Genomic DNA, 23626 nt, shown 5'->3' on the forward strand with positions numbered 1-23626 from the left:
GTCCGAAGACGAATCGAATGAACCGCTGCCTTCGCCCCACCCTGCTCTCCCTCGCCCTCTGCGCCGCGCTGCCGCTGCACGCCAGCGAGGCCGAGGCGTCCCCCGATGCGGCTGCCACCGGCGCCGAGCGCTCGCCCACCGAACTGGCAGCGGTACGCGTGCAGGCCGGCAAACCGAAGGCCGATACCTCGCGCGTGAACGCCTTCGGTGGCGGCAGCTGGAAGGACACGCCGGCCTCGGTGAACGTGCTCGAGCGCGACTACCTCGATCGCCGCCAGGTGCGTTCGCTGTCCGAGCTGGCCAGCAACGATGCCTCGCTGGGTGATGCGTATGCACCTGTGGGCTACTACCAGAACATCGCCATCCGTGGCTTCGCGCTGGACGCCGCCACCGGCTACCGCTTCAACGGCCTGTCCATCGCCGGCGAACAGCGCCTGGCGCTGGAGAACGTGCAGTCGGTTGAGATCCTCAAGGGTGAAGCCGGCCTGGCCGCAGGCGTGATGGCACCGGGTGGCATCATCAACTACATCGGCAAGCGCCCGGCCGAAGTGCGCACCGCCACGCTCGGCACCGATTCGGAAGGCTCGCGCTACGTCGCCGTCGATGTCGGCCACTGGATCACCCCGCGCTTCGGCCTGCGCCTGAATGCCGCGTGGGATTCCAGCAATTCCTATGTCGAGCACGCCGATGGCCGCCGCAATTTCTACTCGCTCGCGGCCGACTGGCTGATCGGCGAACGCGGCAAGCTGGAGGTGGACGCCAATTACCAGACCAGTTCGCAACGTTCGGTGTCCGGCTACCAGCTGCTGGGCGCGCGTGACCTGCCGCGCGGTGTCGACCGCGAGCACCTGCTCGGCTACCAGCCGTGGCAGCGCCCGGTGGATATTGCCAGCACCAACATCACCGCGCTGCACACCTACGATTTCAACGACGCCTGGCAGTCCCGCGTGTCGGTCGGCCACAGCCGGTCGGTGATCGATGACAACGTCGCCTTCGCCTACGGTTGCTACTACGCCGTGCAATGCGCCGATGGCAGCGTGCCGGGCAACTACTTCGCGCCCAACGGCGACTACGACGTCTACGACTACCGCAGCCCGGACGATACCCGCCGCAACCAGCAGGCCCGTGCCGAGCTGCGTGGCCGTTTCGAGACCGGCAGCGTCGGCCATGAGCTGACCCTCGGCGCCGACTACTTCCGCCGCACCGTGGACAGGCGCCCGAGCGTCAACGAGTACGTCGGCACCACCAACATCCACGAGGCACCGGTGCCGGTGTTCGAGCCGTCGCCGAAGATGCCCGGCCCGTCCGCACGTCGCCTGGACAGCCGCCAGACCGCCTTCTTCGCGCTGGACCGGATCAGCTTCGGTGACGACTGGCAGTGGCTGGCCGGTGGCCGCTTCGTGCGCCTCGACGAGCGCGCCTACGACAAGCGCGGCACCCCGCAGCGGCACAGCCGCCTGTCGCGCTTCCTGCCGCAGACCGCCGTGGTGTGGAAGGCCACCGACCAGCTCAATGCCTATGCCAGCTACGTGCGCGGCATTTCGTTGGGCCAGGAAGCGCCGTTCTGGACCAGCAACGCCGACACCTTCCTGCCGTCGGTGCAGTCGCGGCAGCTGGAAGTGGGCGTGAAGTACGTGCCGGTCGAAGCACTGACCCTGGGTGCAGCGGTGTTCCGCATCTCGCAGCCGTACCAGTACGCCAGGCCGGACAACAGCGACGTGGGCTACACCTTCGTCGAGGAAGGCACCCAGACCCACACCGGCCTGGAGCTGACCGCCAACGGGCAGCTGACCGACGCGCTGCAGATCGTCGCCAGCGCCAGCGTGCTGCAGGCGCGGGCTCGCGATACCGGCACGCCCACCTATGAAGGCCATCAGCTGGTGAACGTGCCGAAGGTGCGGGCCAGCGTGCACGTGGCCTATGCGCTGCCGTTCGTGCAGGGCCTGGATGTCACTGGCGGCTGGCGTTATGCCGGTGCCAACGTCGCACGTGCCGACGGCGGCGTGCGCGCACCGGACTACTCGGTGTTCGACGCTGGTCTGCGCTTCCAGCATCGCCTGCACGAGCGTGCGGTGACCTGGAACCTGTCGGTGGACAACGTGTTCAACCGCTTCTACTGGCGCGATACCGGCAGCAGCGGCGGTGACTACTACCTGTTCCCCGGCGCACCGCGACAGGCCCGCCTGTCGGTGACGTTCGCGCTGTGAGCGGCGTGATGCTCGAGTGGACCGCCGCGCTGTGCAGCGTCCTCGGCGTCTGGCTGATGGCCCGCCGCCGGTTGTCTGCATGGCCGGTGGGCCTGCTGTCGGTCACGCTGTATGGCCTGGTGTTCGCCGAGGCCAAGCTGTACTCGGACACCCTGCTGCAGGTCGCCTTCGGTGGTTTCCTGATCTACGGCTGGCTCAACTGGCGCCAGCACGCCGCCGATGAGGGCAGCATCCGCATCGTGCCGCTGGCGCGCGGCAAGCTCTTGCGTGACCTGGCTATCGGCCTGTGCGGCGGCGTGACGCTGGGCGCCGGCATGCACAGCTTCACTGATGCCGCCCTGCCGTGGTTGGACGCGCTGCTGACCGGCCTGAGCCTGGTCGGGCAGTGGTGGCAGGCGCGCCGCCACGTGGCCTGCTGGTGGGTGTGGATCGCGGTGGACGTGGTCTACGTGGGCGCGTACCTGTTCAAGTCGCTGCACGTGACCGCCGCGCTGTACGTGTTCTTCCTCGGCCTGGCCGTGTTCGGCCTGCGCGCATGGAGCGCCGCCGCGCGCGAGCCACAGGTGGCAACGCAGTAGAGCCACGCCATGCGTGGCGGGCTACCGGTAGTCGCCAACCCGGGTTGGCGCGCGCCTGCCGACCAAGGTCGGCATCTACCCACCACATCCACGCATGGCGTGGATCTACTTCGGCTCCAGCACCAGCCCCAGCCGCAGCGGCTGGCGCATGTCGGCCGGCGGGGCTGCCTGCAACGGCGCGCCCTGCAGCGTCGCGCGCAGGTCGGCGTCGACCTGGGCATCGCCCGGGCTGTCGAATTCCAGCTTCGAGATGCGGCCATCCGCCGCGATCCACACGCTCACCGGCAGCGGCGTCGGTGCGTCCGGATGTGCCTGCAGCCATTCCAGCACGCGCTGCGCCTGCGGGTCCTGCTCCTGCTGCAGGCGCTGCTGCAGCTGGCCACCGACCGCAGCGGCGTAGGCCATCCAATGCGCAGGGGCTTCCTGCGCGGACACCGCCGCGCTCCCCAGTACCAGCGCACCGAACACCGCGGCCAGCGGCCGCCACCAGCGGCGTGCACCGGTTGTGTTCCTTGCCATCGCCATCGTCCGCCCCTGCGCTCTCATCCAACGGCTGATGGTCGGGGCGGTAGATGACAGGCAGATGGCGGCACAGTAGAGCCACGCCATGCGTGGCTGCTACGGGCAACGTGCGTACCATCCACGCGTGGCGTGGATCTACTGGAACAGAGCGGCCAGTAGCATGCGCAAGGACGAGAGCCGCGATCAGTCGCCCAGATCGGCCAGCACTTTGCGCGAGGGCGCGAAGAAGGTCACGCCGGTGGTGGCGGTGGAGAAATCGAGGATGCGGTCGTGCAGCGGCGCGGGATTGCCGATGAACATGCGCTCGAGCATCTTCTCGATCACCCACAGGCGGCGCGTGTAGCCGATGAAGTAGGTGCCGTACTCGCCACGGCCCGGGTTGGCGAACGGCATGTTGTCGCGCAGGATCTCGTGCTCGCCGTCGGCATCCTCGATGGTGCACAGCGTCTTGTGCGACTTCTGCGCATCGGCCGGCGCATCATCCAGCTCGATGTTGTCGTGCTTGGTGCGGCCGATGATCGCTTCCTGCGCCTCGGTCTTCTGCGCGCGCCAGGCGTTGAGGTTGTGCAGGTACTTCTGCACCACCACGTAGCTGCCGCCGGCATGCTCCGGGTCTTCCTCACCCACGATCGTGGCTTCCGGCAGCGACAGCCCTTCCGGGTTGGCGGTGCCATCGACGAAATCGAGCAGATCGCGGCCATCGAAATAACGGAAGCCAGCCACGTCATCGACCGCTTCCACCGCATCGCCGAAGGCCATCAGCAGGTTGCGCTCGAACGCCACGATCAGGTCCATGGTGCGTGCACGGATGTGGTACAGCAGGTCACCCGGCGTGGACACGGCGGTGTGGGTCGCGCCCTTGATCTCGCGGAACGGCTGCAGCTCACGCGGCGGCGTGGTGCCCACCAGCGGCTTCCACACGCGGTGACCAATGGCCACGTTGCAGGTGAAGGTGCGCTCGATCTCGCGGATGGCGGTGTTCTTGATCAGGTCGTCGGTGCTGGCCAGCACCTCGCGCGCCCTGGCGATCGACGCCTCATCATCCTTCACCTTCAGCACCAGGAACGCCGCCGAATGGGTCAGTGGCGCGGTGATCTGCTGCGGCTCGTTGTCGAGTGTGTGGTTGAGGGCGGTGATCGGTGCGGGCTGGGAGTTCACGGCGGTTCCTGCTGGCTTGAGGCGGGCGCATCGCGTGGCGATGTGCGGGCGATCATAGCGGAACCACCTGACCGGGGACGGAGCGGTTCTCGTTCCGTCCACCAGCGAAGGTACGAAGACCTCAATCCACATCACTCCAGACCGCCAACTCGTAGCCATCCAGATCGCGGAACTGGAAGCGGCGGCCGCCGGGGAATGCGAACACCGCCCGCACCACCTCGCCACCGGCAGCGACTACGCGCTGCTGCGCGTCGGACAGGTCCGCGCAATACACGATCACCAGCGGCCCTCCGTGGACACGCACCGGCACGTCGGCCACGAAGCCGCCCTTCAGGCGGCCATCGTCGAATTCGGTGTAGGCCGGGCCATAGTCGGTGAAGTGCCAACCGAACACCTCGCCGTAGAAGCGTTTGCTGCCGGCAATGTCGGCGACGTTGAATTCGATGTTGTCGATGCGGCGTTCGGCATCGCGGGATGCGGCGTGGCTCATGGCGTGGCTCCGTGTTGGGAGCCCAGCATCGATCAATGCAGCACCGTGGTCTTGAACAAAACGGCCATCATTGCCCCCACTCCAGGCGCAGTTCGCTGGCGGTCACGCCAGCCAGTTCGCGCGCCTCGCGGCTGAGGTGCGCCTGGTCGGCATAGCCGGCCTCGGCGGCCAGCATCGCCAGGGAGTGCTGCGGCAGCGCGCGGCTGTGGCGCAGAAAACGTTGCAGCCGCAGGATCCGTTCCAGCGTCTTGGCGCCGTAGCCGAACTGCGACTGGCTGAAGCGCCGCAGGCTGCGCGGACTCAGGCTCAGGCGTGCCGCCAGCGTATCCAGCGTGGCGTCACCAATGGCGAGCGCCTGGAACAGGGCATGTGCACGCTGCGCCGGGGTATCGAGCGCGGACGCACCCATATGCTGTTGCAGGCAGTGCGCCATCCGCTGCAGGCGCTGTGCAGGCGCGGTGTCACCAATGGAGGCCGCCGCCTTGCTCGCCCACGCGCCCTTCAGGTCAGCCAGGGGCACGGCCTGGCCGATGATCCCGGCCAGGGGCAGGCCCAGCGCGGCCAGTGCCTGGCCGGGACGGAAACGTGCGCCCAGCACCTGCGCACCGGGTGCCAGCCCCGGGTGCGCGGCCACGCGGTCCGGCCCGACCACGAACAGCACGCCGTCGCGCCAGAGAATGTCCACGCAACCATCGGGCAGTACGGTGACGTGCCCATCGGCATCGGCAGGAAGCTGGCTCTGCCACAGCTGTCCAAAGTGGCCACGCAGCGGCGCGGGTGCCAGATGCTCCTGGTAGGCCGTGCCAGTGCATGCGAGGGAAGAAGAGTCGCCCATGCCGCATTGTCGCGCTACAGGGCCCATAAAAGTGAAGCCCGGCGCGAGGCTGGGCTTCGGTTGGCGTGTGGGAGAGAGAGAGAGTCACACGCCAGCACAACACGCACTAACGACAGGCGTTTGTTACCAGGTGAAGCGCGGGCCCACGAACCACTCGCGGTCGCCGGCCTTGGCCAGCTTCACTTCGCCGCTCAGGCCCCAGTTCTGGTTAAACTTGGCGGTGGCGCCGACACGGCCGTAGAACTCGCCGTCCGGGTTGTAACCGTGCTTCTTGCTGAAATCTTCGTAGCCGGCCATCACGTAGCCTTCCACGTACGGGTTGAACGCGGTGCGCACGCCCACTTCGGTGGAGTAACCGTTGAAGTCCAGGCCGCGCTTCTCGTCGTACTTCTGGTACGCAACACGGGCCACCAGGTCGGTGTTCGGTGCGATGCCGTAGTTGTAGCCGACACCCAGGCGCCACTGGTCGACGTCATTCTTGAACTTGTCGGTTTCCTGGGCGCTGTAGTCGCCAAAGACGTGGAAGTTCGGGTGCACCGCAACGGAACCCTTCACCTTCCAGCCATCGGCGTCGCCGCCCTTGGCGTCGGTGTTCACGTAGCCGCCTTCAACGTAGTTGTACGACAGGCCGTCGGTTGCCGATGCAGCGAATGGCAGGGCAGCCAGAAGGCCCAGAGCGAGCAGCGAATTCTTGTTCATCGGGACACACCTTTAATTATTTTGGTTTCGTCGGCCGCCTCCCGGGAGGGGGAGAGAGAGGAGGCGATCGACAGGTGTGAATTATCCGTTAGGGGGTCTAATCAACCCTGAATATTGAACTGACTGGTATATAAATGTGGGCGACGTTCAGGGAACTCCGCATCCCGCACACATCCGCCGCGTCACTGCTGTTGCGGGGACGTGCCCGCCGTAGGGTGCGCGAGCTGCTGCTCATCATCCTTGCGATGATGCTGCAGGCGGCCGAGCGCAGCCAGCCTCCTGCGCGCATCGTGATTCAGACGGACGATGTCACGCGTTTCTTCCATGTGCTGGATGCCAGCGCTGGAAAGCCGAGTGCCGACGATCTGCAGCGCAGCTATCTGGATGCTGGCACAGACGCTCTGCGCAGCTTCACCGACAGCCGTATCGGCTCGATGGAGCGGCTGGCCAGGGCCATCCAGGACACGCCGGCATTGTTTGCGAAAGCGAGAACCTGCGCGACAGCATTGCCATCGATCCGCATGCGCGTCGCCGCTGCCGTCGATCAGCTGGGCACCTTGTTGCCGTCTGCGGCGCTTTCCCCGGTCACCGTACTGGTGGGCCGCTGCAACAGTGGTGGCGTGACCGCCGAAGCAGGCGTGGTCATTGGACTGCAAGCGCTGTGCGACGCCGACTGGATGCAGGCCGATGTCGGCGACCGTTTCGTGCACCTGATTGCCCATGAGTACGTGCACGTGCAACAGCCAAGTGCACGCGTGGAAGTCGAGCAGCCCACCCTGCTCTATCAGGCGCTGCTGGAAGCCAGCCGGTGGCGGCCCGCGTGCGCTGGCATCGAGGCGGTGCCGACGGCACTTCGATGAAATCCGCTTCATGCTGATGAATACGTGCTTCTGAACAGGCACAAGGCAAGCCGGCCGATGCACGTCCGCCCGCGTGATCCTGCTTGTTAAGTTCTGTTGATCGAACGTCTTCACAGCGCTTCCACGTCTTCCAATTCCAGCTGAAAGCACGGGCTAGCGCCGGGAACAAACGCCGCTATATTCCAGCTTCCCCAGACGAAGGAGGGAGTTGGAAATGAAACTGACCAAGCAGCACATCAACGCAGCACGCGCCATCACCGTCGCCATCGTGGCCACCGTAAGCCTCGGCGCTTGCGCCACCTACAAGGACGAGTTCGCAACCATCAACTCGCGCCTCGATCAGCTCGACGTAAAGGTGCAGGGCGCTGCCCAGAGTGCCGAGTCCGCCAACCAGTCGGCGCAGCAGGCCAACCAGCGTCTGGACCAGATCGAAGGCCGCGTACAGCAGCTTGAAAGGGCACCGGCCGGTCGCAAGCCGCGCGGCTGATAGCTCTCTCACCCTTTGAATTGATCCACCTCTGTATCGGGAACCAGTGGCCTTCGCCGGCCACTGGCATCCTTCCACCCAGAATTGCATTGCAAGGAGCCGTCCCATTCGTACCTCCTCCTCCCCTGCACGCCGCGTCTTCCATGCCGCACTGGCGTTGGCACTGGCCGTTGCGTGCAGCGGCGCAGCCAGCGCCAAGGGCAAGGACAAGGAAGCGCCTGAACAACGCATTGCCGCCGTTGATGAACTTCCGCCCGACCAGAGCGTGTCCGAAACAGTGATCGAGCTGGCCGGCTGGGTGGTCGCCAGCAAGGACAACCAGGGCTATCCGTTTGCGGTCATGGACAAGGCGGCGGCGCAGGTTCTGGTCTTCGGCGGTGACGGCAAGCTGCGCGGCGCAGCACCGGCGCTGTTTGGGTCGGCGATCGGCGACCACTCCGCACCGGGCGTCGCCAAGCTCGCACTGAGCGCGATTCCCGGCCACGACCGCACCACGCCTGCCGGCCGCTTCATTGGCGGTTACGGCCCGTCCGACGATGCCGGACGCGTGCTGTGGGTGGACTACGATTCCGCAGTCTCGATGCACCCGCTGCCGCCGGGCAGCCCGAAGGAAAAGCGCGCCGAGCGGTTGGCATCGCCCTCGCCGGACGACAACCGCGTCACCCACGGTTGCATCAACGTTTCGCCTGCGTTCTACGAGCAGATCGTGCACTCCACGTTCGAGAAGGGCGGTGTGTTCTACATCCTGCCGGACAAGGATTCGATCGCGAAGACCTTCCCGGAGTTCGCACAGAGCCGTGGGAATGCGAAGGAAGGAGACGAGAAGGGCGCGCGGCGCGCGAGCAAATAGAGCGCGTTTGCGTAGCGGAACTCAGGAGGCGGTAGCGCCAGCAGCCTGCGCCAATGCGGCCGCGAGCGCGTCGCCCTTCCTCTCGCTGTAGCGGTCCACCAGGTAGTCCGACCGGCCACGCGTCAGCAGCGTGAACTTCACCAGCTCTTCCATCACGTCCACCACCCGGTCGTAGTACGGCGAGGGTTTCATCCGGCCGTCGTCATCGAATTCCTGCCAGGCCTTGGCCACCGATGACTGGTTGGGGATGGTCAGCATGCGCATCCATCGACCAAGCACGCGCAGCGTGTTGACGGTGTTGAACGACTGCGAGCCACCACTCACCTGCATCACCGCCAGCGTCCTGCCCTGCGTGGGGCGCACGCTGCCATCTTCCAGCGGCAACCAGTCGATCTGGTTCTTGAACACGCCGGTGACCGTGCCATGCCGCTCGGGGCTGACCCAGACCTGGCCTTCCGACCACTGCGACCACGCACGCAACCGCTGCACTTCAGGGTGGCTCGTGTCCACGCTGTCGAGCATGGGCAGCGCATGCGGATCGAACATGCGGGTTTCGCACCCCAGGTGGCGCAGCAATCGCTCGGCTTCCAGCGCCAGCTTGCGGCTGAACGACTGCGGCCGCAGCGAGCCGTAGAGCAGGAGGATGCGTGGCGGCCCCAGATCTGCCGCGGCGAGCTGGTGATGATTGGGCTGGGGCAATGACGATTCCACCAGATTGGGCAGATCAGGGCTTGTGATTGGCTTATTCATTCGATTATTCTAGAAATATGGAAACGTTAAATGCAATCGCCGCCCTCACCGCGCTCGGTCATGCCACCCGCCTGGCTGCCTTCCGCCTGCTGGTGGAGGCTGGCCCGGCAGGGCGCATGGCGGGCGACATCGCCACGGCCCTGCAGGTGCCCCCAGCCACGCTCAGCTTCCACCTGAAGGAGCTGGTGCAGGCCGGGCTGGTGGAGAGCGAAAGCCAGGGCCGCCATGTCTGCTATCGCGCCAACTTCGATGCGATGAACGGCTTGATCCAGTACCTGACGCACAATTGCTGCGCGGGTTCGCTGGACCAGCAGTGCGCGGCAAGCGAACCGGCCTGCAGGTGCTGAGATGAAGCCAGACCCCGTGATTCGTGCCGGCACACGCGACGACCTGTCCTGCATCCGAGACCTTCTGCAGCAGGCGCAGTTGCCCGTGGCCGATCTGGAAAGCAGCAAGGTCGTGTTTCTCGTCGCAGACCTCGACGGCGTCCCCGTGGGCGCCGTTGGATTGCAGGTTTTCGGCGCCTCGGCGCTGCTCCGCTCCCTGGTGGTGTCTGATGACCGACGCGGCACCGGCCTTGGACGCGCATTGCTGGCAGCGGCCGAAGAGATGGCCCGCCGTATGCAGGTCAGGGAATTGGTGCTGCTGACAACATCGGCAGGCACGTGGTTCGCGCGGCACGGCTATGCCGGATGCGATCGCGCGCAGATAGCGGAGACGATCCGCAGCTCTGCCGAGTTCACTCGTCTCTGCCCGGGCAGCGCGCTTTGCATGTCCAAGCCACTCACTGACCACGGAAGCCACATGACCCGCAATGTCCTGTTCCTCTGCACCGGCAACAGCGCCCGCAGCGTGCTTGCTGAAGCCACCCTGCGCGCCTGGGGCGGCGATCGCTTCAGCGCATTCAGTGCGGGCAGCCAGCCCACTGGCCAGATCAACCCCTTCGCGCTGGCCCAGTTGCAGGCCGAAGGAATGCCCATTGAAGGGCTGCGCAGCAAGTCGTGGGATGAGTTCGTGGGTGCAGCCCCGATGGACCTGGTAATCACCGTATGCGACTCAGCCGCAGCGGAGGCCTGCCCGGTGGTGTTCGGTGATTTCATCCGCGGCCACTGGGGCCTGCCCGATCCGGCGGCCGTAGCGGGTAGCGATGCCGACAAGGCCGCGGCATTCGCGCAGGCCCATGCCATCGTGAAGCTGCGACTGCGTGCATTGCTCGCCTTGCCTGACTCATTGTGGTCCGACCGCGAAGCGCTGCAGCACGCGCTGGATCAGATTGGACAGTTGCAGCCGACCGACAGCATGCCGTGACTTCCCGCATGAATCTGTTCGAACGCCACCTGACGCTTTGGGTCGGGCTTTGCATTGCGGTCGGCACGCTGCTGGGCCACTTCCTACCCGGTGCTTTTGCCGCGCTGGCATCCGCAGAGATCGCCAAGGTCAACCTGCCGGTTGCGGTACTGATCTGGCTGATGATCATCCCGATGCTGCTGAAGGTCGACTTCACTGCGATGCGCCAGTTGCAGCAGCACTGGAAGGGCATCGGCGTAACGCTGTTCATCAACTGGGCGGTCAAGCCATTCTCGATGGCGCTGCTGGGCTGGCTGTTCCTGCGCCATGCCTTCGCCGACTGGTTGCCCGCAGCACAGATCGACAGCTACATCGCCGGGCTGATCCTGCTGGCGGCCGCGCCCTGCACCGCCATGGTGTTCGTGTGGAGCAACCTGTGCCGTGGCGATGCCAACTTCACCCTGAGCCAAGTGGCGTTGAACGACGCGATCATGGTGGTGGCCTACGCGCCGGTGGTTGCACTGCTGCTGGGCCTGTCGGCGATCACCGTGCCGTGGGATACCCTGCTGCTGTCCGTTGGCCTCTACATCGTGGTGCCGGTGCTGCTGGCTGCGTTGCTGCGGCGCTGGATCCTGATGCATCGTGGCGAGGCGGCGTTGCAGCGGGTGCTTCGCCATCTGGGGCCCGTCTCGTTGTGCGCGCTGCTGCTCACACTGGTGCTGCTGTTCGGCTTCCAGGGCCAGCAGATCGTGAAGCAACCGCTGGTGATCGCACTGATTGCGGTGCCGATCCTGATCCAGGTCTATTTCACTTCCGGCCTGGCCTACCTGCTCAATCGTCGCCTGGGCGTGGCGCATTGCGTGGCCGGCCCTTCAGCACTGATTGGTGCCAGCAACTTCTTCGAATTGGCGGTTGCCACCGCGGTGGGGCTGTTCGGCGTGCATTCGGGGGCTGCGCTGGCGACGGTAGTTGGTGTGCTGATCGAGGTGCCGGTCATGTTGTCTGTGGTGCGGATCGTGAACCGTACTCAAGCCTGGTACGAGAGACGCGAAGAGCACTGACAGACCGGAGTGCGTCGAAGTCTATTTACGTCCTTCGCCCCGCACTGTCGTCATCGGCCTGGTGGGGTACCCGTACGCCACGTCATCAACTTCGACCCATGTCGCATATTCCCCATGCCGCTACGGACGTTGCGGCGCCTGCGTCTGCGACGGCTTAACAGCATGCAAAAATGCCAAAAGCGTCTTTGATCCAGCGTTGAATGCAACTCTTCTGATTGGCGTTGCGCAGCGACGGCGGTACAGATGGCGGGCCGCCGGAAAATGGGTGGCCGGGCCTCGAAAACCCGTTAGATCACGAACGTTGTTTGCGCTTGCCAGCCGGCGTCACCCCGCGTGGCGCCGGCTGGCATTCCGTCTGCCGGCTATGGCGGGCGGAGCGTGGAGGCCTTGCGCCTGCCGGTCTTGTTCGTGATCTCCCGGTTTTCGAGCCACGTCTCCGCCCGCCACCTTTGCGTGGCGGCTACCGTCTGTCCTGCACGGAGCACTGCCATGACCTCACCGGACTTCCCCCGCCTGCATCCGCATCGCTCGTCCGCCACTGGCGGTGAGCCCTCAGAGCACGCGGCTGCGACCGCCCCGAACGCCTTCATCGCCACGCTTCACCGCATCGGCAAAGGCGCGGCCGCCGATGGCCAACCCTGGCCGGAGCGTCACCAGATGCCGGGCCGTTGCATGGCGCTGGCCGATGCGGACTGCGCACTGGCCGGCCAGCGTGTGACGCTGGAGCTGCTGCTGGCGGCCGAACGCGTGCGCCAGAACGGCACGGAGGCCGAGTACGTGGGCGACCGGGTGATGGAAGGGCTGATCATGGCGTGCCTGACGATGAACGCACAGGCCAGCGCGCGCATGCAGCCGGACGGGTGACGCCGGCGCCACATCACTCGCAGAGCGCGCTGTCTTCCTTCAACGCGGCATCCTGCAGTGGCTGGCGCTGTTCGATCTGCTCACGCTGTTCCGCCGTCGGCTCGCCCAGCCACCACACACGGCAGCGCGCGGTAAGACGGCCGACCATCTTCGCCTGCGTGGGTGAGTACAGCATCGCCAACGCGGTGCCGGGGCAGTCGTGGGCCTGGCAGGCGGTGTAGAACCACCACGGCTCGCCCTGCAGCACTACCAGCTCGCCAGGGCCGCTGGGTCCGCTCAACAGGCGCTTGCGCAGCGACGGCATATCCTTGTCAGTGGATTCGGCGTCCTGCGTGCCCTTCATCAGCGCATCGAACGCGGCCAGCACCTTCGGGTCCTTGCGGCCGCAGTCGTCCACGGTACTGCCGCCGACCAGGGTGAAGAAGTGGGTCGCCAGCGGATTGTCCGCGCAGGTCAGTTCGCCGCCGGCGCCCGGGTCTTCCGGTTCGCCCTCGCTGTCCCACACCGCGGGGTCCACGCTGTCTTCGATTGACGGTTCCTTCTCGACCACCGTGGCCGTGGCGGCCGGAGCTTCGGTGGTTGGTGCTGGCGCCGCATCAGGCGCGGCCTCGCCAGTCTTCTCCGGTGCCTGTCCGCAGGCTGCCAGCAGCGCGGCCATCATCGCCATCCCTGTGATTCGCATCTTCATCGCGTGTCCTTGTCTGATCTGCGCTGCATCCACCGAATCGGCGGCCGCGTGATTCTAACCAGCGGCGCGCTAGGATGCGTCTGAAGCCTTCCCATCATCGCCAGGGCCTGGACGCATGCGCCGCACACGACTCGCCATGATCTTCTGCAGTGCCCTGCTGCTGGCATTGCCGGCAATTGCCCACGATGCAGAAAACGCGAAGCCTGCGCAGCCTCTCCCGGACGCAGCCCTGCCCGCACCGCTGGACCGTGTGCTGCGCAACTACGAGCAGGCGTGGCGCGGGGGTGATGCCAGGGCACTGGCTGCGCTCTTCGCCGAGGATGGCTTTGTGCTGCAGAGCAACCAGCCACCCGTGCGCGGGCGCACTGCGATCGAGGCTGCATATGCCGGACAGGGCGGCAGTCCGTTGCGGTTGCGTGCCTTGGCGTATGCGGTGGAAGGGAACACGGGTTACATCATCGGTGCGTACAGCTACGGCAACAACGTGGGCGATACCGGCAAGTTCACGCTCACGCTGAAGCGTGAGCGTGATGGGCCGTGGCTGATCTTTTCGGACATGGACAACAGCAACGCGCCGCCGCGGGCGCGGTGAGGGATTCCGCAGGGCATGGCCCGGCGCTACTGGGCGCCAACCAAGGTTGGCCGCTACCAGAAGCGGGTTCCGTCCTGGATCCACGCCATGCGTGGATGAGGCGCACAAGAAAAAACCCCGGCACCTGGCCGGGGTTTTTCGATTCACTTGAACAGCGTGTCCGGATACTCCGGTTTCTGTTCCCGCGCCAGCAGTGCGCGCAAGCCTTCTTCCGGGGTCTGCTCGCCATGCAGCACGGCACGCACACCGTCGGAGATCGGCAGGTCGATGCCATGGCGGCGTGCCTGTCGCATCACTTCGTCGGCAGTCTGCACCGACTCGACCACCTGGCCGATTTCGCGAACAGCATCCTGCAGCGTCTGACCACGGCCCAGGGCCAGGCCCAGGCGGCGGTTGCGCGACAGGTCGCCGGTGCAGGTCAGCACCAGATCGCCCAGGCCGGCCAGGCCCATCAGCGTTTCCGGCTTGGCGCCGATCGCAGCGGCCAGGCGCAGCATTTCGTTGAGGCCGCGGGTGATCAGGCCGGCACGGGCGTTAAGGCCCAGCTGCATGCCATCGGCCACGCCGGTGGCCACCGCCAGCACGTTCTTCATCGCGCCGCCCAGCTCGGCACCGACCATGTCGTCGCCGGTGTAGGCGCGGAACGCTGGGCCATGCATCGCTTCGGCCACCGTCTGCGCGAACTCGGGCACGTCGCCGTGCACGGTGATCGCGGTCGGCAGGCCCTGGGTCACTTCCTTGGCGAACGACGGGCCGGTGACCACGGCCAGCGGCACGTCCTCACCCAGCACTTCGCGCGCTACTTCATGCAGGAAGCGGCCCGAACCGGGCTCGAAGCCCTTGGTGGCCCAGGCCACGCCGGCACCGGCCGGGCGCAGCGGCGCCAGCGCACGCACGGTTTCACCGAAGGCGTGCGACGGGGTCACCACCAGGATCCAGGCCGCGCCCTCCACCGCCGACGCCAGGTCGGTAGTGGCACGCAGGCTGTCCGGCAGCGGGATGCCCGGCAGGTAACGCGGGTTCTCGTGGCGCTGGTCGATGGCGTCGACCACGGCAGCATCGCGCCCCCACAGCACGGTCGGGTGACCGTGCCGTGCGAGCAGGCTGGCCAGCGCGGTTCCCCAGGAACCGGCGCCCAGCACGGCGATCTTGTCAGCGGGAGTGCTCATCCGTGACGTCGCGGCAGGAATCAGGCGTTGCCGGCCGGCTCGGAGTCAGCCAGCGACGGTGCGTCGCCCTGCTCCTGGCGCTGGCGCAGGGTTTCTGCGTACAGGCCTTCGAAGTTGATCGGCTGCAGGAAGAACGGCGGGAAGCCGCCGGCCTGGATCAGGTCGCTGATCAGCTGGCGCACGTACGGGAACAGGATGTTCGGGCACTGGGTGCCGAGCAGCACGTCGATCGACTGCGGGTCCAGGCCGACCAGGCCGAACACGCCGGCCTGCTTCACTTCGGCCACGTAGGCGGTGCGCTCACCGGCCTGGCAGGTCAGGGTCACGGCCAGCACGACTTCGAAGGCGTTCTCACCCAGGCGCTGCACCTGCTGGTTCAGGTTCAGCTGCAGCTCCGGCTGCACCTGGTCATTGAAGATGGTCGGAGCGTTCGGCGACTCGAAGGAGACGTCCTTGACGTAGATCTTCTCGACGGTGAAAGCGGGGCCGGTGGCGGCATCGACCGGCGCAGCGGCGCCGTTGGTGATCTCTTCGGACATTTCCAGTAACTCCAATGAATGCAATGAAAACGATGGTCGAACTACTGCGATGGGGGCGGGATCAGGCCCATACAAGGCCGGATCCGCCACCTGCGGCAATCAGTTGCGGCCCTTGACCAGCGGCAGCTCGGCCTGCTGCCAGGCGGGAATGCCGCCGTCGAGCACGTAGACCTTCTCGAAACCGGCCTTCTTCAGCGCCTTGGCGGCGGTTTCCGAAGCGTTGCCGCTGCGGCACACCAGCACCACCGGCGACTGCCTGGCGTTGGCCACCAGCTTGTTGTCCGGGCCGAAGGCACTGGCCTGGGCGTTGCGGCTGCCGGCAATGTGGCCCTTCTCGAAGTCACCGCTGGCCGACAGGTCGACCACCACCGTGCCGCCCGCGTTGATCAGCTGGGTCAGTTCGGCGGGCTTGATGCCCTTGAAGCCCCGGAACAGGCGGCGGATCTCGGTGACGATGATGGCCACGGTCAGGCCGACCAGGGCCGCGGACAGCATCGGGTTTCGGCCTGCAAAGGCCAGCAACTCTTCGTAATTCACTCAGGTCACGGGTCGATTAAGCGGGCGCCGATTGTCGCACAAGCCGGACGCGGCCCGTCACTGCCCCTTCCACAGGTCCGGCAGGCCGGCCGTCTGCCACCAGCGCTTGGCCTCTGCATCCCAGCGCCAGCGCTCGACCACCACCACGGTGCGTTCGGCCTGGGTGTTCTGGTTGATCACCCCGATTTCGACCCGGCGCTCGACCAGGCCACCGTCCAGCGAGGCGCTGCTGCGCTCGCGGTAGGACGACACGCGCAGCTGCGCGTAGCGGTTGAGCTCGAACTCGGTGGGCGGCTTTTCCTTGCGCAGCTTGGGGTCCAGATAGCCGATCGCATCGTCCATGCTGCCCCAGCGGATGGTGGCGCCGTAGGCGATCTGGGTCTCTTCCAGCAGCTTGCGCTGCTTGCGGCTGAGGTCGTCGGCCGAAGCCACGGCGCTGACCAGCAGCAGGGAACACATCAGGAACTGGATGAGGCGGCGCATCGGTGGTTTCCCCAGGACGTCAGCCTGCCATCCTACCCTTTGGCGAAGGCAACGAAGCGACCGCTGAACTCGGCGGCCGGCTTGCCATCGGCGCCGGGCTGGGTGGCGATGATGCTGATGCGGGCCTTGCGGCGCTGGCGGAAGGTATTCAGGAAGGCATCCCAGCCGCTGGCTTCGGCCGCTTCGGCATGGGCATGCAGGTCTTCGTAGACCGGGGCCAGGTAGCGCAGGTTGCTGTCGGCCACGTAGACCTCGGCATCGTGGCCGGCCAGGCGCAGGCGCAGGCTGACCAGTGCCCAGCCGGACAGGGTCAGCACCGAGGCCAGGCTGCCACCGAAGGCGTTGCCCTTGTCGTTGACGTTGGCGGCCAGCGGCGCGGTGATGCGCAGCACGCCATCGGCATAGCCATCGAGCTGGATCTGCATGGCGCGCACCGCCGGCATGCAGTCCAGCACGTCCTGCAGGGCGGCCAGCGAGGAAGTCAGAGCATCAACGGACATCGGAGCAGCGACCACGACAACGAAGGGCCCGCATAATGCAGGCAATGGCCGACCATACGATACCCACTGGCGCCGCCGGTTCCGAGCCGCGCTGGACCTTCATTTCGCTGCGACCGCAGGGCCAGAATTCCGCGCTGCGCCGCGCCGTTGCTGGGCTGGGCGGGCATGTGGTGGCCCTGCCGCCCTGGCGCCTGCAGCGCTTGAACGGCATGCCAGTGGTGCGTCAGCTGCAACGCGCGCTGAACTGCGACCGGGTGGTGTTCACCAGCCCGGCCGCGGTTACCGCGGCCGCCACCCTGCTGCCGCTGGCCAAGGCGCAACGCAGCCCGTGGCTGACCGTGGGCGAAGGCACCGCGCGCGCGCTGCGGGAGCACGGCGTCGCCGGGGTGCATGCGCCGCAGCGGATGGACAGCGAGGGGCTGCTGGCGCTGCCGGTGCTGGCGGACGTCCGCGGCCTGCGCATCGGACTGGTCACCGCGCCCGGCGGACGCGGCCTGATTGCTGCACACCTGCAGGCCGCCGGCGCCGCGATCGAACGTGCCGATGTCTACCAGCGTCGCCTGCTGCGCCTTTCGCCCCGCACGCTGGCGCGATTGGCGCATTCAGCGCAGCCGTGGGTGCTGGCGGTCAGCAGTGGCGAGGCGCTGCTGCATTTCTGGCAGCAGCTTCCGCCGACTTGGCAGCAGCGCCTGCGGGCGTCTGCCCGCGTGGTGGTTGCCAGCGACCGCCTCGGCGAACAGGCGCGGTCGCTCGGCCTGCGGCACATCTCACGCAGCGCCGGCCCCACTGCTGCGCAGCTGGTGGCCGCTGCACACGCCACGCTCACCGTCCCGGCAGCGAACTGAACAGGGACGTGGATCACGCTTGCCGCTGTGGTCGGCAACAGTGATGCTGTGCACCATGCGGCCTGCCGGACCCTGACCGGCGACGTTGCCGACAAGGAAGCCCCATGAACGAGACTCCGCCCGTTTCCCCGCCCCGTAGACCCGTGCGCTGGTTGCTGCCGCTGGCCGCTGCGGTCGTGCTTGGCGCGGGCGGCTATGCCGGCTGGTACGTCTGGCAGCAGCAACAGCATGAGCAGGAAGCGCAGGCACAGACCACGGCCGTCCAGCTGAAGGGCCTGGAGGCCACGCTGGATGCGCTGCGTCGTGACCAGCGCGCAACCAGCCAGCGCCTGCAGGACGCGGCCACCACCAACCGCGTGCTGCGCGACGAGATGCTGGGCCTCTCCCAGCGCAGCGGGTTGCTGGAAGAGAACCTGGCCAAGCTGGCCGACAGCGCCAACCAGGGCCGCCAGGCCGTACAGCGCGATGAGGCCGAACTGCTGCTGACCCAGGCGGCGCAACGGCTGAATTATGCCGACGACGTGGAGGGCGCACGCCGCCTGTACGCACAGGCGGCCACCGCACTGGCCGAACTGCCCGACGCTGATGGCCTGAACCTGCGCCAGGCGCTGGTGCAGGAGCGCGAGGCACTGGACGCGCTCGGCAGCGGCCCGCGCGTGCAGTCGCTGCAGCGTCTGGATGCTGTGGCCCGGGCGCTGCAGGGCCTACCGTCACAGATCACCGGCACGACCGGCGGCAACGCTGCCAAGCCGTGGTGGCAGGCCGCCCTGGCCCCGTTCGTGGACATCACCCCCAGCCGCCAGAACGGCCCACTGACGGCCGCCGAACAGCGCAACGCCGACGATGCACTGCAGCTGGAACTGACGCTGGCACGTGCCGCCATCGAGCGTGGCGACCGCGCGGGCCGCAACTCCGCCCTGGACCGGGTGGAACACTGGGCACAGCGACGCTGGCCGGATTCACCGGCCCTGCGCGCGCAACGTGCTGAACTGAAGGCCTTGCGCGAACTTCCCCTGCAGGCCAACGACGCTGTCCTTGGCAGCACCCTGCAACAACTGCGCACCCAGACCGACCGGAGGTAAGCCCGCATGAAACCCCTGCAATCCCTGGTCGTGCTGTTGCTGGCCGTGGCCATCGGCGTGGTCGCCGCGCAATGGCTCGGCGCCGATGACCTGAACCGCTTCGGCGAGGTGACCCTGCGCTACGGCGGCTACGACTATCACAGCAACCTGCCGAAGGTAGCGCTGCTGGCGGTGATCACGGTCCTGGTGCTGTGGCTGCTGTGGAGCCTGATCGCTGCACCGTTCCGTGCCTGGGGCCGCTACCGCCGCAAGCAGGGCAGGGTGCGCCTGATCGACGGCCTGCAGGCCTACGAGCATGGCCAGTGGCAGCGTGCCGAGAAACTGCTGGACGGTGCGGCCAAGGACCCGGAGGTGAGCGCGGTGGCGCTGGCCAATGCGGTGCGCAGCGCACAGGCGCGCGCCGACGGCCCCGCCGGTGAAGCACTGCTGCAGCGCCTGGGCGAAAGCGATGCCACGCTGCAGGCGCTGCTGCGCGCCGAACAGCTGTTGGCGCGCGACCTGCCGGTGGATGCGATCAACGCATTGGACGTAGCCGCGATCCAGCCGCTGCCGCCGCGCGGCCTGTGGCTGCGTACCGAAGCGCTGGCGCGTGCCGGCCGCGCACACGAGGCCTATGGCCAGCTGGGTGCGCTGCGCCAGAGCAAGGTACTGCCGGCCGAATCAAACAGCGAACTGGAAGCCCGCCTGGCCGCACAGGCGCTGCTGGAAGCGGCCGACGTCAACGCATTGGCCGCACAGTGGGAAGCCACGCCGAAGGCGCTGCGGCCGACCCCGGACGTGGTGGGCGCCTATGCCAGCCGCGCGGTGGCCCTGAACTGGGATGAGCCGGCGCTGCTGGCGCTGGAACAGGCGCTGGACCAGCGCTGGGACGACGAACTGGTGGCGCTGTACGGCCGCCTGCCGGCCGAGCGCCTGGCCACCCGCCAGGCCAACCTGGCGCGCTGGCGCAATGTGCATGATGGCTCGGCCGCACTGCATCTGGCGCAGGGCCGCGTGGCCCTGGCCCAGCAGCAGTGGGATGCCGCCGATACGTTCCTGCACGAGGCCATCGCCGCCGGCGCCGGTGCCCCGGCGTGGGAGGCACTGGGTGAACTGTTCGCGCAGCGTGGCGAACACGCGCTGGCGGCACAGTGCCTGGCCAATGCGCTGCGCCTGCAGCGCGGCGAGGACAGCGTGGAACTGGTACGCGGCAGCGAAGCGCCGCTGCGTGCCACGGTGGAAGAGCAGCCGATCGCGGTCCAGCCCCCGGTGTATGACGCCAACGAAGAGCGCGACGAATTCGGCAACCCGCGGTTGCCGTGAAGCGTGCCGACCAACGGTCGGCACCCACCGGAGAAAAAAGAACGCCGCCCACCGGGCGGCGTTTTCATATGTGGAACCCGGTAGTCGGAGCGATCAGCGTTCGATGATCGCCACCACGCCCATGCCGCCGGCGGTGCAGATCGACACCAGCGCGCGGCCACCGCCGCGTTCGGCCAGCTGCTTGGCGGCGGTAGCGATCACGCGTGCGCCGGTGGCGGCGAACGGATGACCGGTGGCCAGCGACGAACCCAGCAGGTTGATCTTGTCCGGGTCGATGCGACCCAGCGGTGCATCCAGGCCCAGGCGGTTGCGGCAGTAATCCTCGCTCTCCCACGCACGCAGGGTGCACAGCACCTGCGCGGCGAAGGCCTCGTGGATCTCGTAGATGTCGAAGTCCTGCAGGGTCAGGCCATTGCGCTTGAGCATCTCCGGCACGGCCACGGTCGGTGCCATCAGCAGGCCTTCGCCATGCACGAAGTCCACCGCAGAGACATGCGCATCGCGCAGATAGGCCTGCGGCTCATGGCCGTGCGCGCGTGCCCACTCTTCGCTGGCCAGCAGTACCGCAGCGGCACCGTCGGTCAGCGGGGTGGAGTTGGCGGCGGTGAGCGTGCCACGGCCGGAGACCTTGTCGAACGCCGGCTTCAGCGTCGCCAGCTTTTCCAGCGAGGTATCCGGGCGCAGGATGTTGTCACGCTCGACGCCACGGAACGGTGCGATCAGGTCGTTGAAGAATCCGCGCTCATAGGCGGCAGCCAGCTTCTTGTGCGAGGACACCGCCCACTCGTCCTGCGAGTCGCGCGAGATGTTCCACTCCTTGGCCATGTCCTCGCAGTGGTCGCCCATGCTCTTGCCGGTGCGCGGCTCGGCCACGCCCGGGAACTCGGGCTTGAGCTCGGAGAACTTGAAGCCAGCGGTGAGTGCGCGGATCTTGTCGCCGGTGCTCTTGGCGCGGTTGGCGGCCAGCAGGCGTGCACGCAGCTTCTTGCCGTAGACGATCGGCACGTCGGAGGTGGTGTCCGAACCACCACCGATGCCCGATTCAATCTGGCCCAGCGCGATCTTGTTGGCCACGGTGATGATGCTGTCCAGCGAGGTACCGCAGGCGCGCTGCAGGGTGATGCCCGGGGTCAGCGGCGACAGGCCGGAGGACAGCGTGGCTTCGCGGCCCAGGTTCCAGTCGCTGGAGTGCTTGATCACCGCACCCATTGCCACTTCACCCAGCTGCTGGCCATGCAGGCCGAACCGTTCGACCAGCGCACCCAGCGTACGGACCGACATGCCGAGGTTGCCGACATCCGAATACGCGGTGTTCTGGCGACAGAACGGAATGCGGACGCCACCGAGGATGGCGACGGGACGAGCGTTGGGCATGGAGATACCTGGCATGGATGAGGGTGTCTGCAACATGGCCTGCACGGCGGAGCAGGCATAATGGAGCCAAGTGTAGCTGCCGCCCTGTGATGGGCCAACCGTGGAACCATGAGCAAACCCGACCCCGCGATGAATGCCCTTGGCGTGCTGGCCCTGGAACTGGCCGGCGGTGAAATCCCCCGCCAGGCGGTGCTCAGCGCAGAACAGGCCGGTGAACTGGCCGAACGCGTCGGCCGTGACCTGTCCAAGCTGGTGCCACAGGTAGCCGAGCTGGACCTGGTGTTCGCCGCCGCCCATTTCGACCCGGCCGAAGTGCTGCGCCCGGGCTGGCCGATCCATCGCCGCCTGGAAGAACTGCAGATGCGTGCTCCGGGCCGCAACCAGGGCCCCCGCCTGCTGGCCTTCGGTACCGATGCCGAGGGTGATGTGCCGCTGCCGTTCCAGGCCGATGCCAGCCTGGTTGGCGGTGGCCTGCGCGTGGTGCCGTTCCTGCTGACCGGCAGCGATGTGGCCACCACCAACGCGGTCGCGCATGCGCTGGAAGACACCTTGCTCGCCAACGGCATGGCGCATGCCGACACCGCGCTGATGGCGCAGAACAGCTTCGGTGCGCGGATCGAACACGCACGCTACTTCACCGTGAACGATCTGGCCGCGATGATGTCGATGCAGTACGACAACCAGGGCCTGGCCGCGCTGTGGCCGCTGATCGAGACCGCGATCATGGCGCCGGGCGAGGACGAGTGGCTCAATGCCGCGCCCGAGCCGCTGCTGCGCTATACGCACGGCGAAGCACGCATGGCACTGTTCGACCCGGCCGGTTGGTGCGCGCACTACAATCACAGCAAGAACGATTGCGACCGCCTGAAGGGCATCTACGAACAGTTCCTGATGCGCCAGCGGCAGATGGCTGCGGTGCTGGAGGCACACGGCGTGCCGGTGCTGTTCGTGCACTGCGAGGCCGGGCAGGACGCGCGCGAGCTGCTGGCGCGCTGATCTGCGGATGCGCACCGCCGGGCATGGCCCGGCGCTACCGTGCAATTGCGTTTCGCCGGGGCGCGACCGCCGTGCGTATTGCTGTAGCGCCGGAGTCCATGCTCGGCTCAGGTCCACCGAAGAGCAGCCGAGCATGGGCTCGGCTCTACAGGAAGCGATGCAAAGAAAAACGCCGGCTTGCGCCGGCGTTTTCCGTTTCCAGCAAAAGCGTCCTTACGGGGCCTTCTGGATCACCGCACACGCCAGGCGCGCGCCGGCGTTGCCGGTCGGCTGGGTCTTGTAGTCATCCGCGTCGGCGTGGACGATCAGGCCGCGGCCGATGATGTCGAAGTCATCACCCTTGCCGATGTTGACGTTGCTCGACACCGGGCCGTCGATGGTGGCCACGCCCTTGTCGTCGGCCTTGATGTTGGGCATGTCGCCGCCGTGGTGCGGATCGGCCGCCACGCTTCCGTGGTCCTGCTTGCCCGGGTTGAAGTGGCCGCCGGCACTCATGCCGTCCGGCGCGCTGCAGTCGCCCTTCTCGTGGATGTGGAAACCGTGCTCGCTGCCCGGCTTCAGGCCCGTAACATGGCCGGTCACGTGCACCTTGCCATCAACCACCTTGAAGGTGACGCTGCCCTTGGTCTCGTTGCCCTGGGTCGGTGCCAGCTCGGCCGTTGCCGAAGCATCGGCCGCCGGTGCCGCAGCCGGTTCCGGAGTTGCCGCCGGTCCGGTGGTGGCGCCGTCGGCCGGCGCGGCCGGCGGAGTTTCAGTCTGCGGCGTGGCGGGCTGCTGATTACAGGCCGCCAGGCCCAGCGCGGCGATGGCCGCAAACAGCGAAGTGTGGATCAGACGCATTGGAATCTCTCCCTCGATGATGCCTGCAGTG

At 67.0% G+C, this 23626-nt stretch carries 27 protein-coding genes and 2 pseudogenes; 15 read left to right on the forward strand and 14 right to left on the reverse strand.

Features of this window, described 5'->3' with window-relative positions; all coding sequences use genetic code 11:
• The first annotated feature begins 17 nt into the window (after positions 1-17).
• Positions 18-2207 (forward strand): TonB-dependent receptor, encoded by a 2190-nt coding sequence (locus G370_RS0118425; protein ID WP_019661907.1) that lies wholly within the window; start codon positions 18-20, stop codon positions 2205-2207.
• 8 nt (positions 2208-2215) lie between these two features.
• The gene (gene pnuC / locus G370_RS0118430; protein ID WP_026347248.1) at positions 2216-2785 is read left to right on the forward strand and encodes a nicotinamide riboside transporter PnuC; all 570 of its coding nucleotides are present in this window, start codon (positions 2216-2218) and stop codon (positions 2783-2785) included.
• Between the two features lie 105 nt (positions 2786-2890).
• Here pnuC and G370_RS0118435 read toward each other — a convergent pair whose 3' ends face one another.
• The 5 genes from G370_RS0118435 to G370_RS0118455 form a co-directional block, all read right to left on the reverse strand.
• Positions 2891-3310, reverse strand: a complete 420-nt coding sequence (locus G370_RS0118435; RefSeq protein WP_019661909.1) for a hypothetical protein — start codon at positions 3308-3310, stop codon at positions 2891-2893.
• 180 nt (positions 3311-3490) lie between these two features.
• Entirely contained in the window at positions 3491-4465 is a 975-nt protein-coding gene (locus tag G370_RS0118440) for a Dyp-type peroxidase (protein ID WP_019661910.1), read from the reverse strand.
• A gap of 121 nt (positions 4466-4586) precedes the next feature.
• Entirely contained in the window at positions 4587-4955 is a 369-nt protein-coding gene (locus G370_RS0118445) for a VOC family protein (protein WP_019661911.1), read from the reverse strand.
• 67 nt (positions 4956-5022) lie between these two features.
• On the reverse strand, positions 5023-5790 hold the full coding sequence (locus tag G370_RS0118450) for a helix-turn-helix transcriptional regulator (RefSeq protein ID WP_019661912.1): 768 nt from the start codon (positions 5788-5790) through the stop codon (positions 5023-5025).
• Between the two features lie 123 nt (positions 5791-5913).
• Positions 5914-6489 carry an OmpO family porin gene (locus tag G370_RS0118455; protein ID WP_004134798.1) on the reverse strand — a complete coding sequence of 192 codons (576 nt, stop codon included), beginning with the start codon at positions 6487-6489 and terminating at the stop codon, positions 5914-5916.
• A 215-nt stretch (positions 6490-6704) separates the two neighbouring features.
• On the opposite strand from G370_RS0118455, the pseudogene G370_RS01000000120955 reads away from it, so the two are divergent.
• From G370_RS01000000120955 to G370_RS0118470, 3 genes and pseudogenes are all read left to right on the forward strand, one after another.
• Positions 6705-7289, forward strand: a pseudogene (locus G370_RS01000000120955) (DUF2268 domain-containing putative Zn-dependent protease); the annotation flags it as partial.
• A 274-nt stretch (positions 7290-7563) separates the two neighbouring features.
• The gene (locus G370_RS0118465; protein WP_005407606.1) at positions 7564-7836 is read left to right on the forward strand and encodes a hypothetical protein; all 273 of its coding nucleotides are present in this window, start codon (positions 7564-7566) and stop codon (positions 7834-7836) included.
• Positions 7837-7993: 157 nt separating this feature from the next.
• Positions 7994-8686 carry a L,D-transpeptidase gene (locus G370_RS0118470; protein ID WP_019661914.1) on the forward strand — a complete coding sequence of 231 codons (693 nt, stop codon included), beginning with the start codon at positions 7994-7996 and terminating at the stop codon, positions 8684-8686.
• Between the two features lie 21 nt (positions 8687-8707).
• Here the strand turns inward: G370_RS0118470 and arsH are convergent, their stop codons facing one another.
• A complete protein-coding gene (arsH, locus tag G370_RS0118475) occupies positions 8708-9436 on the reverse strand; it encodes an arsenical resistance protein ArsH (protein WP_019661915.1) in 729 nt (242 codons plus the stop codon).
• 17 nt (positions 9437-9453) lie between these two features.
• Between arsH and G370_RS0118480 the strand changes: the two genes are divergently transcribed.
• The 5 genes and pseudogenes from G370_RS0118480 to G370_RS0118495 all read left to right on the forward strand — a co-directional run bounded on the left by G370_RS0118480 (position 9454) and on the right by G370_RS0118495 (position 12648).
• On the forward strand, positions 9454-9783 hold the full coding sequence (locus G370_RS0118480) for an ArsR/SmtB family transcription factor (protein ID WP_019661916.1): 330 nt from the start codon (positions 9454-9456) through the stop codon (positions 9781-9783).
• A gap of 1 nt (position 9784) precedes the next feature.
• A pseudogene (gene arsN2, locus G370_RS1000000121960) lies at positions 9785-10204 on the forward strand (arsenic resistance N-acetyltransferase ArsN2); the annotation flags it as partial.
• A 36-nt stretch (positions 10205-10240) separates the two neighbouring features.
• A complete protein-coding gene (locus tag G370_RS1000000121965; RefSeq protein ID WP_026347249.1) occupies positions 10241-10744 on the forward strand; it encodes an arsenate reductase ArsC in 504 nt (167 codons plus the stop codon).
• An 8-nt stretch (positions 10745-10752) separates the two neighbouring features.
• Positions 10753-11784: an ACR3 family arsenite efflux transporter gene (arsB, locus tag G370_RS0118490; protein ID WP_019661918.1), complete on the forward strand. Its 1032-nt coding sequence runs from the start codon at positions 10753-10755 to the stop codon at positions 11782-11784.
• Positions 11785-12273: 489 nt separating this feature from the next.
• Complete coding sequence (locus G370_RS0118495) at positions 12274-12648, forward strand: hypothetical protein (protein ID WP_019661919.1); 375 nt, start codon at positions 12274-12276, stop codon at positions 12646-12648.
• Positions 12649-12661: 13 nt separating this feature from the next.
• Here G370_RS0118495 and G370_RS0118500 read toward each other — a convergent pair whose 3' ends face one another.
• The gene (locus tag G370_RS0118500) at positions 12662-13336 is read right to left on the reverse strand and encodes an Ivy family c-type lysozyme inhibitor (protein WP_019661920.1); all 675 of its coding nucleotides are present in this window, start codon (positions 13334-13336) and stop codon (positions 12662-12664) included.
• A gap of 136 nt (positions 13337-13472) precedes the next feature.
• Here G370_RS0118500 and G370_RS0118505 point away from each other — a divergent pair, with 136 nt between their 5' ends.
• Positions 13473-13928, forward strand: coding sequence for a YybH family protein (locus G370_RS0118505; RefSeq protein ID WP_019661921.1), 456 nt, complete (start codon positions 13473-13475; stop codon positions 13926-13928).
• Between the two features lie 143 nt (positions 13929-14071).
• Here G370_RS0118505 and G370_RS0118510 read toward each other — a convergent pair whose 3' ends face one another.
• The 5 genes from G370_RS0118510 to G370_RS0118530 form a co-directional block, all read right to left on the reverse strand.
• Positions 14072-15097: an NAD(P)H-dependent glycerol-3-phosphate dehydrogenase gene (locus G370_RS0118510; protein WP_019661922.1), complete on the reverse strand. Its 1026-nt coding sequence runs from the start codon at positions 15095-15097 to the stop codon at positions 14072-14074.
• Between the two features lie 20 nt (positions 15098-15117).
• Complete coding sequence (secB, locus tag G370_RS0118515) at positions 15118-15636, reverse strand: protein-export chaperone SecB (RefSeq protein ID WP_005407596.1); 519 nt, start codon at positions 15634-15636, stop codon at positions 15118-15120.
• Between the two features lie 99 nt (positions 15637-15735).
• A complete protein-coding gene (locus G370_RS0118520; protein ID WP_019661923.1) occupies positions 15736-16173 on the reverse strand; it encodes a rhodanese-like domain-containing protein in 438 nt (145 codons plus the stop codon).
• 57 nt (positions 16174-16230) lie between these two features.
• Complete coding sequence (locus tag G370_RS0118525) at positions 16231-16656, reverse strand: hypothetical protein (protein ID WP_019338209.1); 426 nt, start codon at positions 16654-16656, stop codon at positions 16231-16233.
• 32 nt (positions 16657-16688) lie between these two features.
• Complete coding sequence (locus tag G370_RS0118530) at positions 16689-17156, reverse strand: YiiD C-terminal domain-containing protein (RefSeq protein ID WP_008266702.1); 468 nt, start codon at positions 17154-17156, stop codon at positions 16689-16691.
• Between the two features lie 35 nt (positions 17157-17191).
• Between G370_RS0118530 and G370_RS0118535 the strand changes: the two genes are divergently transcribed.
• From G370_RS0118535 to G370_RS0118545, 3 genes are all read left to right on the forward strand, one after another.
• Positions 17192-18001, forward strand: coding sequence for a uroporphyrinogen-III synthase (locus tag G370_RS0118535; RefSeq protein ID WP_019661924.1), 810 nt, complete (start codon positions 17192-17194; stop codon positions 17999-18001).
• Between the two features lie 104 nt (positions 18002-18105).
• Positions 18106-19083 (forward strand): uroporphyrinogen-III C-methyltransferase, encoded by a 978-nt coding sequence (locus G370_RS0118540; RefSeq protein ID WP_019661925.1) that lies wholly within the window; start codon positions 18106-18108, stop codon positions 19081-19083.
• Between the two features lie 6 nt (positions 19084-19089).
• Positions 19090-20385: a heme biosynthesis HemY N-terminal domain-containing protein gene (locus G370_RS0118545; protein WP_019661926.1), complete on the forward strand. Its 1296-nt coding sequence runs from the start codon at positions 19090-19092 to the stop codon at positions 20383-20385.
• 93 nt (positions 20386-20478) lie between these two features.
• Here G370_RS0118545 and G370_RS0118550 read toward each other — a convergent pair whose 3' ends face one another.
• Positions 20479-21774: an acetyl-CoA C-acetyltransferase gene (locus G370_RS0118550; RefSeq protein WP_026347250.1), complete on the reverse strand. Its 1296-nt coding sequence runs from the start codon at positions 21772-21774 to the stop codon at positions 20479-20481.
• Between the two features lie 93 nt (positions 21775-21867).
• Between G370_RS0118550 and G370_RS0118555 the strand changes: the two genes are divergently transcribed.
• Positions 21868-22755 carry a hypothetical protein gene (locus G370_RS0118555; RefSeq protein WP_019661928.1) on the forward strand — a complete coding sequence of 296 codons (888 nt, stop codon included), beginning with the start codon at positions 21868-21870 and terminating at the stop codon, positions 22753-22755.
• 213 nt (positions 22756-22968) lie between these two features.
• Here the strand turns inward: G370_RS0118555 and G370_RS0118560 are convergent, their stop codons facing one another.
• Positions 22969-23595, reverse strand: a complete 627-nt coding sequence (locus tag G370_RS0118560; RefSeq protein ID WP_019661929.1) for a superoxide dismutase family protein — start codon at positions 23593-23595, stop codon at positions 22969-22971.
• Positions 23596-23626 lie beyond the last annotated feature (31 nt).

Origin of the sequence: Stenotrophomonas hibiscicola ATCC 19867 (assembly GCF_000382065.1) — a bacterium.
Classification (GTDB): Bacteria; Pseudomonadota; Gammaproteobacteria; order Xanthomonadales; family Xanthomonadaceae; genus Stenotrophomonas; species Stenotrophomonas hibiscicola.

Coding starts and splice junctions, on each gene's coding strand:
- arsH (WP_019661915.1), bottom strand. CDS start 9,436: ATGAATAAGCCAATCACAAGCCCTGATCTGCCCAATCTGGTGGAATCG.
- G370_RS0118560 (WP_019661929.1), bottom strand. CDS start 23,595: ATGCGTCTGATCCACACTTCGCTGTTTGCGGCCATCGCCGCGCTGGGC.
- G370_RS0118455 (WP_004134798.1), bottom strand. CDS start 6,489: ATGAACAAGAATTCGCTGCTCGCTCTGGGCCTTCTGGCTGCCCTGCCA.
- G370_RS0118425 (WP_019661907.1), top strand. CDS start 18: ATGAACCGCTGCCTTCGCCCCACCCTGCTCTCCCTCGCCCTCTGCGCC.
- G370_RS0118500 (WP_019661920.1), bottom strand. CDS start 13,336: ATGAAGATGCGAATCACAGGGATGGCGATGATGGCCGCGCTGCTGGCA.
- G370_RS0118550 (WP_026347250.1), bottom strand. CDS start 21,774: ATGCCAGGTATCTCCATGCCCAACGCTCGTCCCGTCGCCATCCTCGGT.
- G370_RS0118545 (WP_019661926.1), top strand. CDS start 19,090: ATGAAACCCCTGCAATCCCTGGTCGTGCTGTTGCTGGCCGTGGCCATC.
- G370_RS0118495 (WP_019661919.1), top strand. CDS start 12,274: ATGACCTCACCGGACTTCCCCCGCCTGCATCCGCATCGCTCGTCCGCC.
- secB (WP_005407596.1), bottom strand. CDS start 15,636: ATGTCCGAAGAGATCACCAACGGCGCCGCTGCGCCGGTCGATGCCGCC.
- G370_RS0118465 (WP_005407606.1), top strand. CDS start 7,564: ATGAAACTGACCAAGCAGCACATCAACGCAGCACGCGCCATCACCGTC.
- arsB (WP_019661918.1), top strand. CDS start 10,753: ATGAATCTGTTCGAACGCCACCTGACGCTTTGGGTCGGGCTTTGCATT.
- G370_RS0118535 (WP_019661924.1), top strand. CDS start 17,192: ATGCAGGCAATGGCCGACCATACGATACCCACTGGCGCCGCCGGTTCC.
- G370_RS0118510 (WP_019661922.1), bottom strand. CDS start 15,097: ATGAGCACTCCCGCTGACAAGATCGCCGTGCTGGGCGCCGGTTCCTGG.
- G370_RS0118540 (WP_019661925.1), top strand. CDS start 18,106: ATGAACGAGACTCCGCCCGTTTCCCCGCCCCGTAGACCCGTGCGCTGG.
- G370_RS0118480 (WP_019661916.1), top strand. CDS start 9,454: ATGGAAACGTTAAATGCAATCGCCGCCCTCACCGCGCTCGGTCATGCC.
- G370_RS0118435 (WP_019661909.1), bottom strand. CDS start 3,310: ATGGCGATGGCAAGGAACACAACCGGTGCACGCCGCTGGTGGCGGCCG.
- G370_RS0118530 (WP_008266702.1), bottom strand. CDS start 17,156: ATGTCCGTTGATGCTCTGACTTCCTCGCTGGCCGCCCTGCAGGACGTG.
- G370_RS0118450 (WP_019661912.1), bottom strand. CDS start 5,790: ATGGGCGACTCTTCTTCCCTCGCATGCACTGGCACGGCCTACCAGGAG.
- G370_RS0118445 (WP_019661911.1), bottom strand. CDS start 4,955: ATGAGCCACGCCGCATCCCGCGATGCCGAACGCCGCATCGACAACATC.
- G370_RS0118555 (WP_019661928.1), top strand. CDS start 21,868: ATGAGCAAACCCGACCCCGCGATGAATGCCCTTGGCGTGCTGGCCCTG.
- G370_RS1000000121965 (WP_026347249.1), top strand. CDS start 10,241: ATGACCCGCAATGTCCTGTTCCTCTGCACCGGCAACAGCGCCCGCAGC.
- G370_RS0118505 (WP_019661921.1), top strand. CDS start 13,473: ATGATCTTCTGCAGTGCCCTGCTGCTGGCATTGCCGGCAATTGCCCAC.
- G370_RS0118525 (WP_019338209.1), bottom strand. CDS start 16,656: ATGCGCCGCCTCATCCAGTTCCTGATGTGTTCCCTGCTGCTGGTCAGC.
- pnuC (WP_026347248.1), top strand. CDS start 2,216: ATGCTCGAGTGGACCGCCGCGCTGTGCAGCGTCCTCGGCGTCTGGCTG.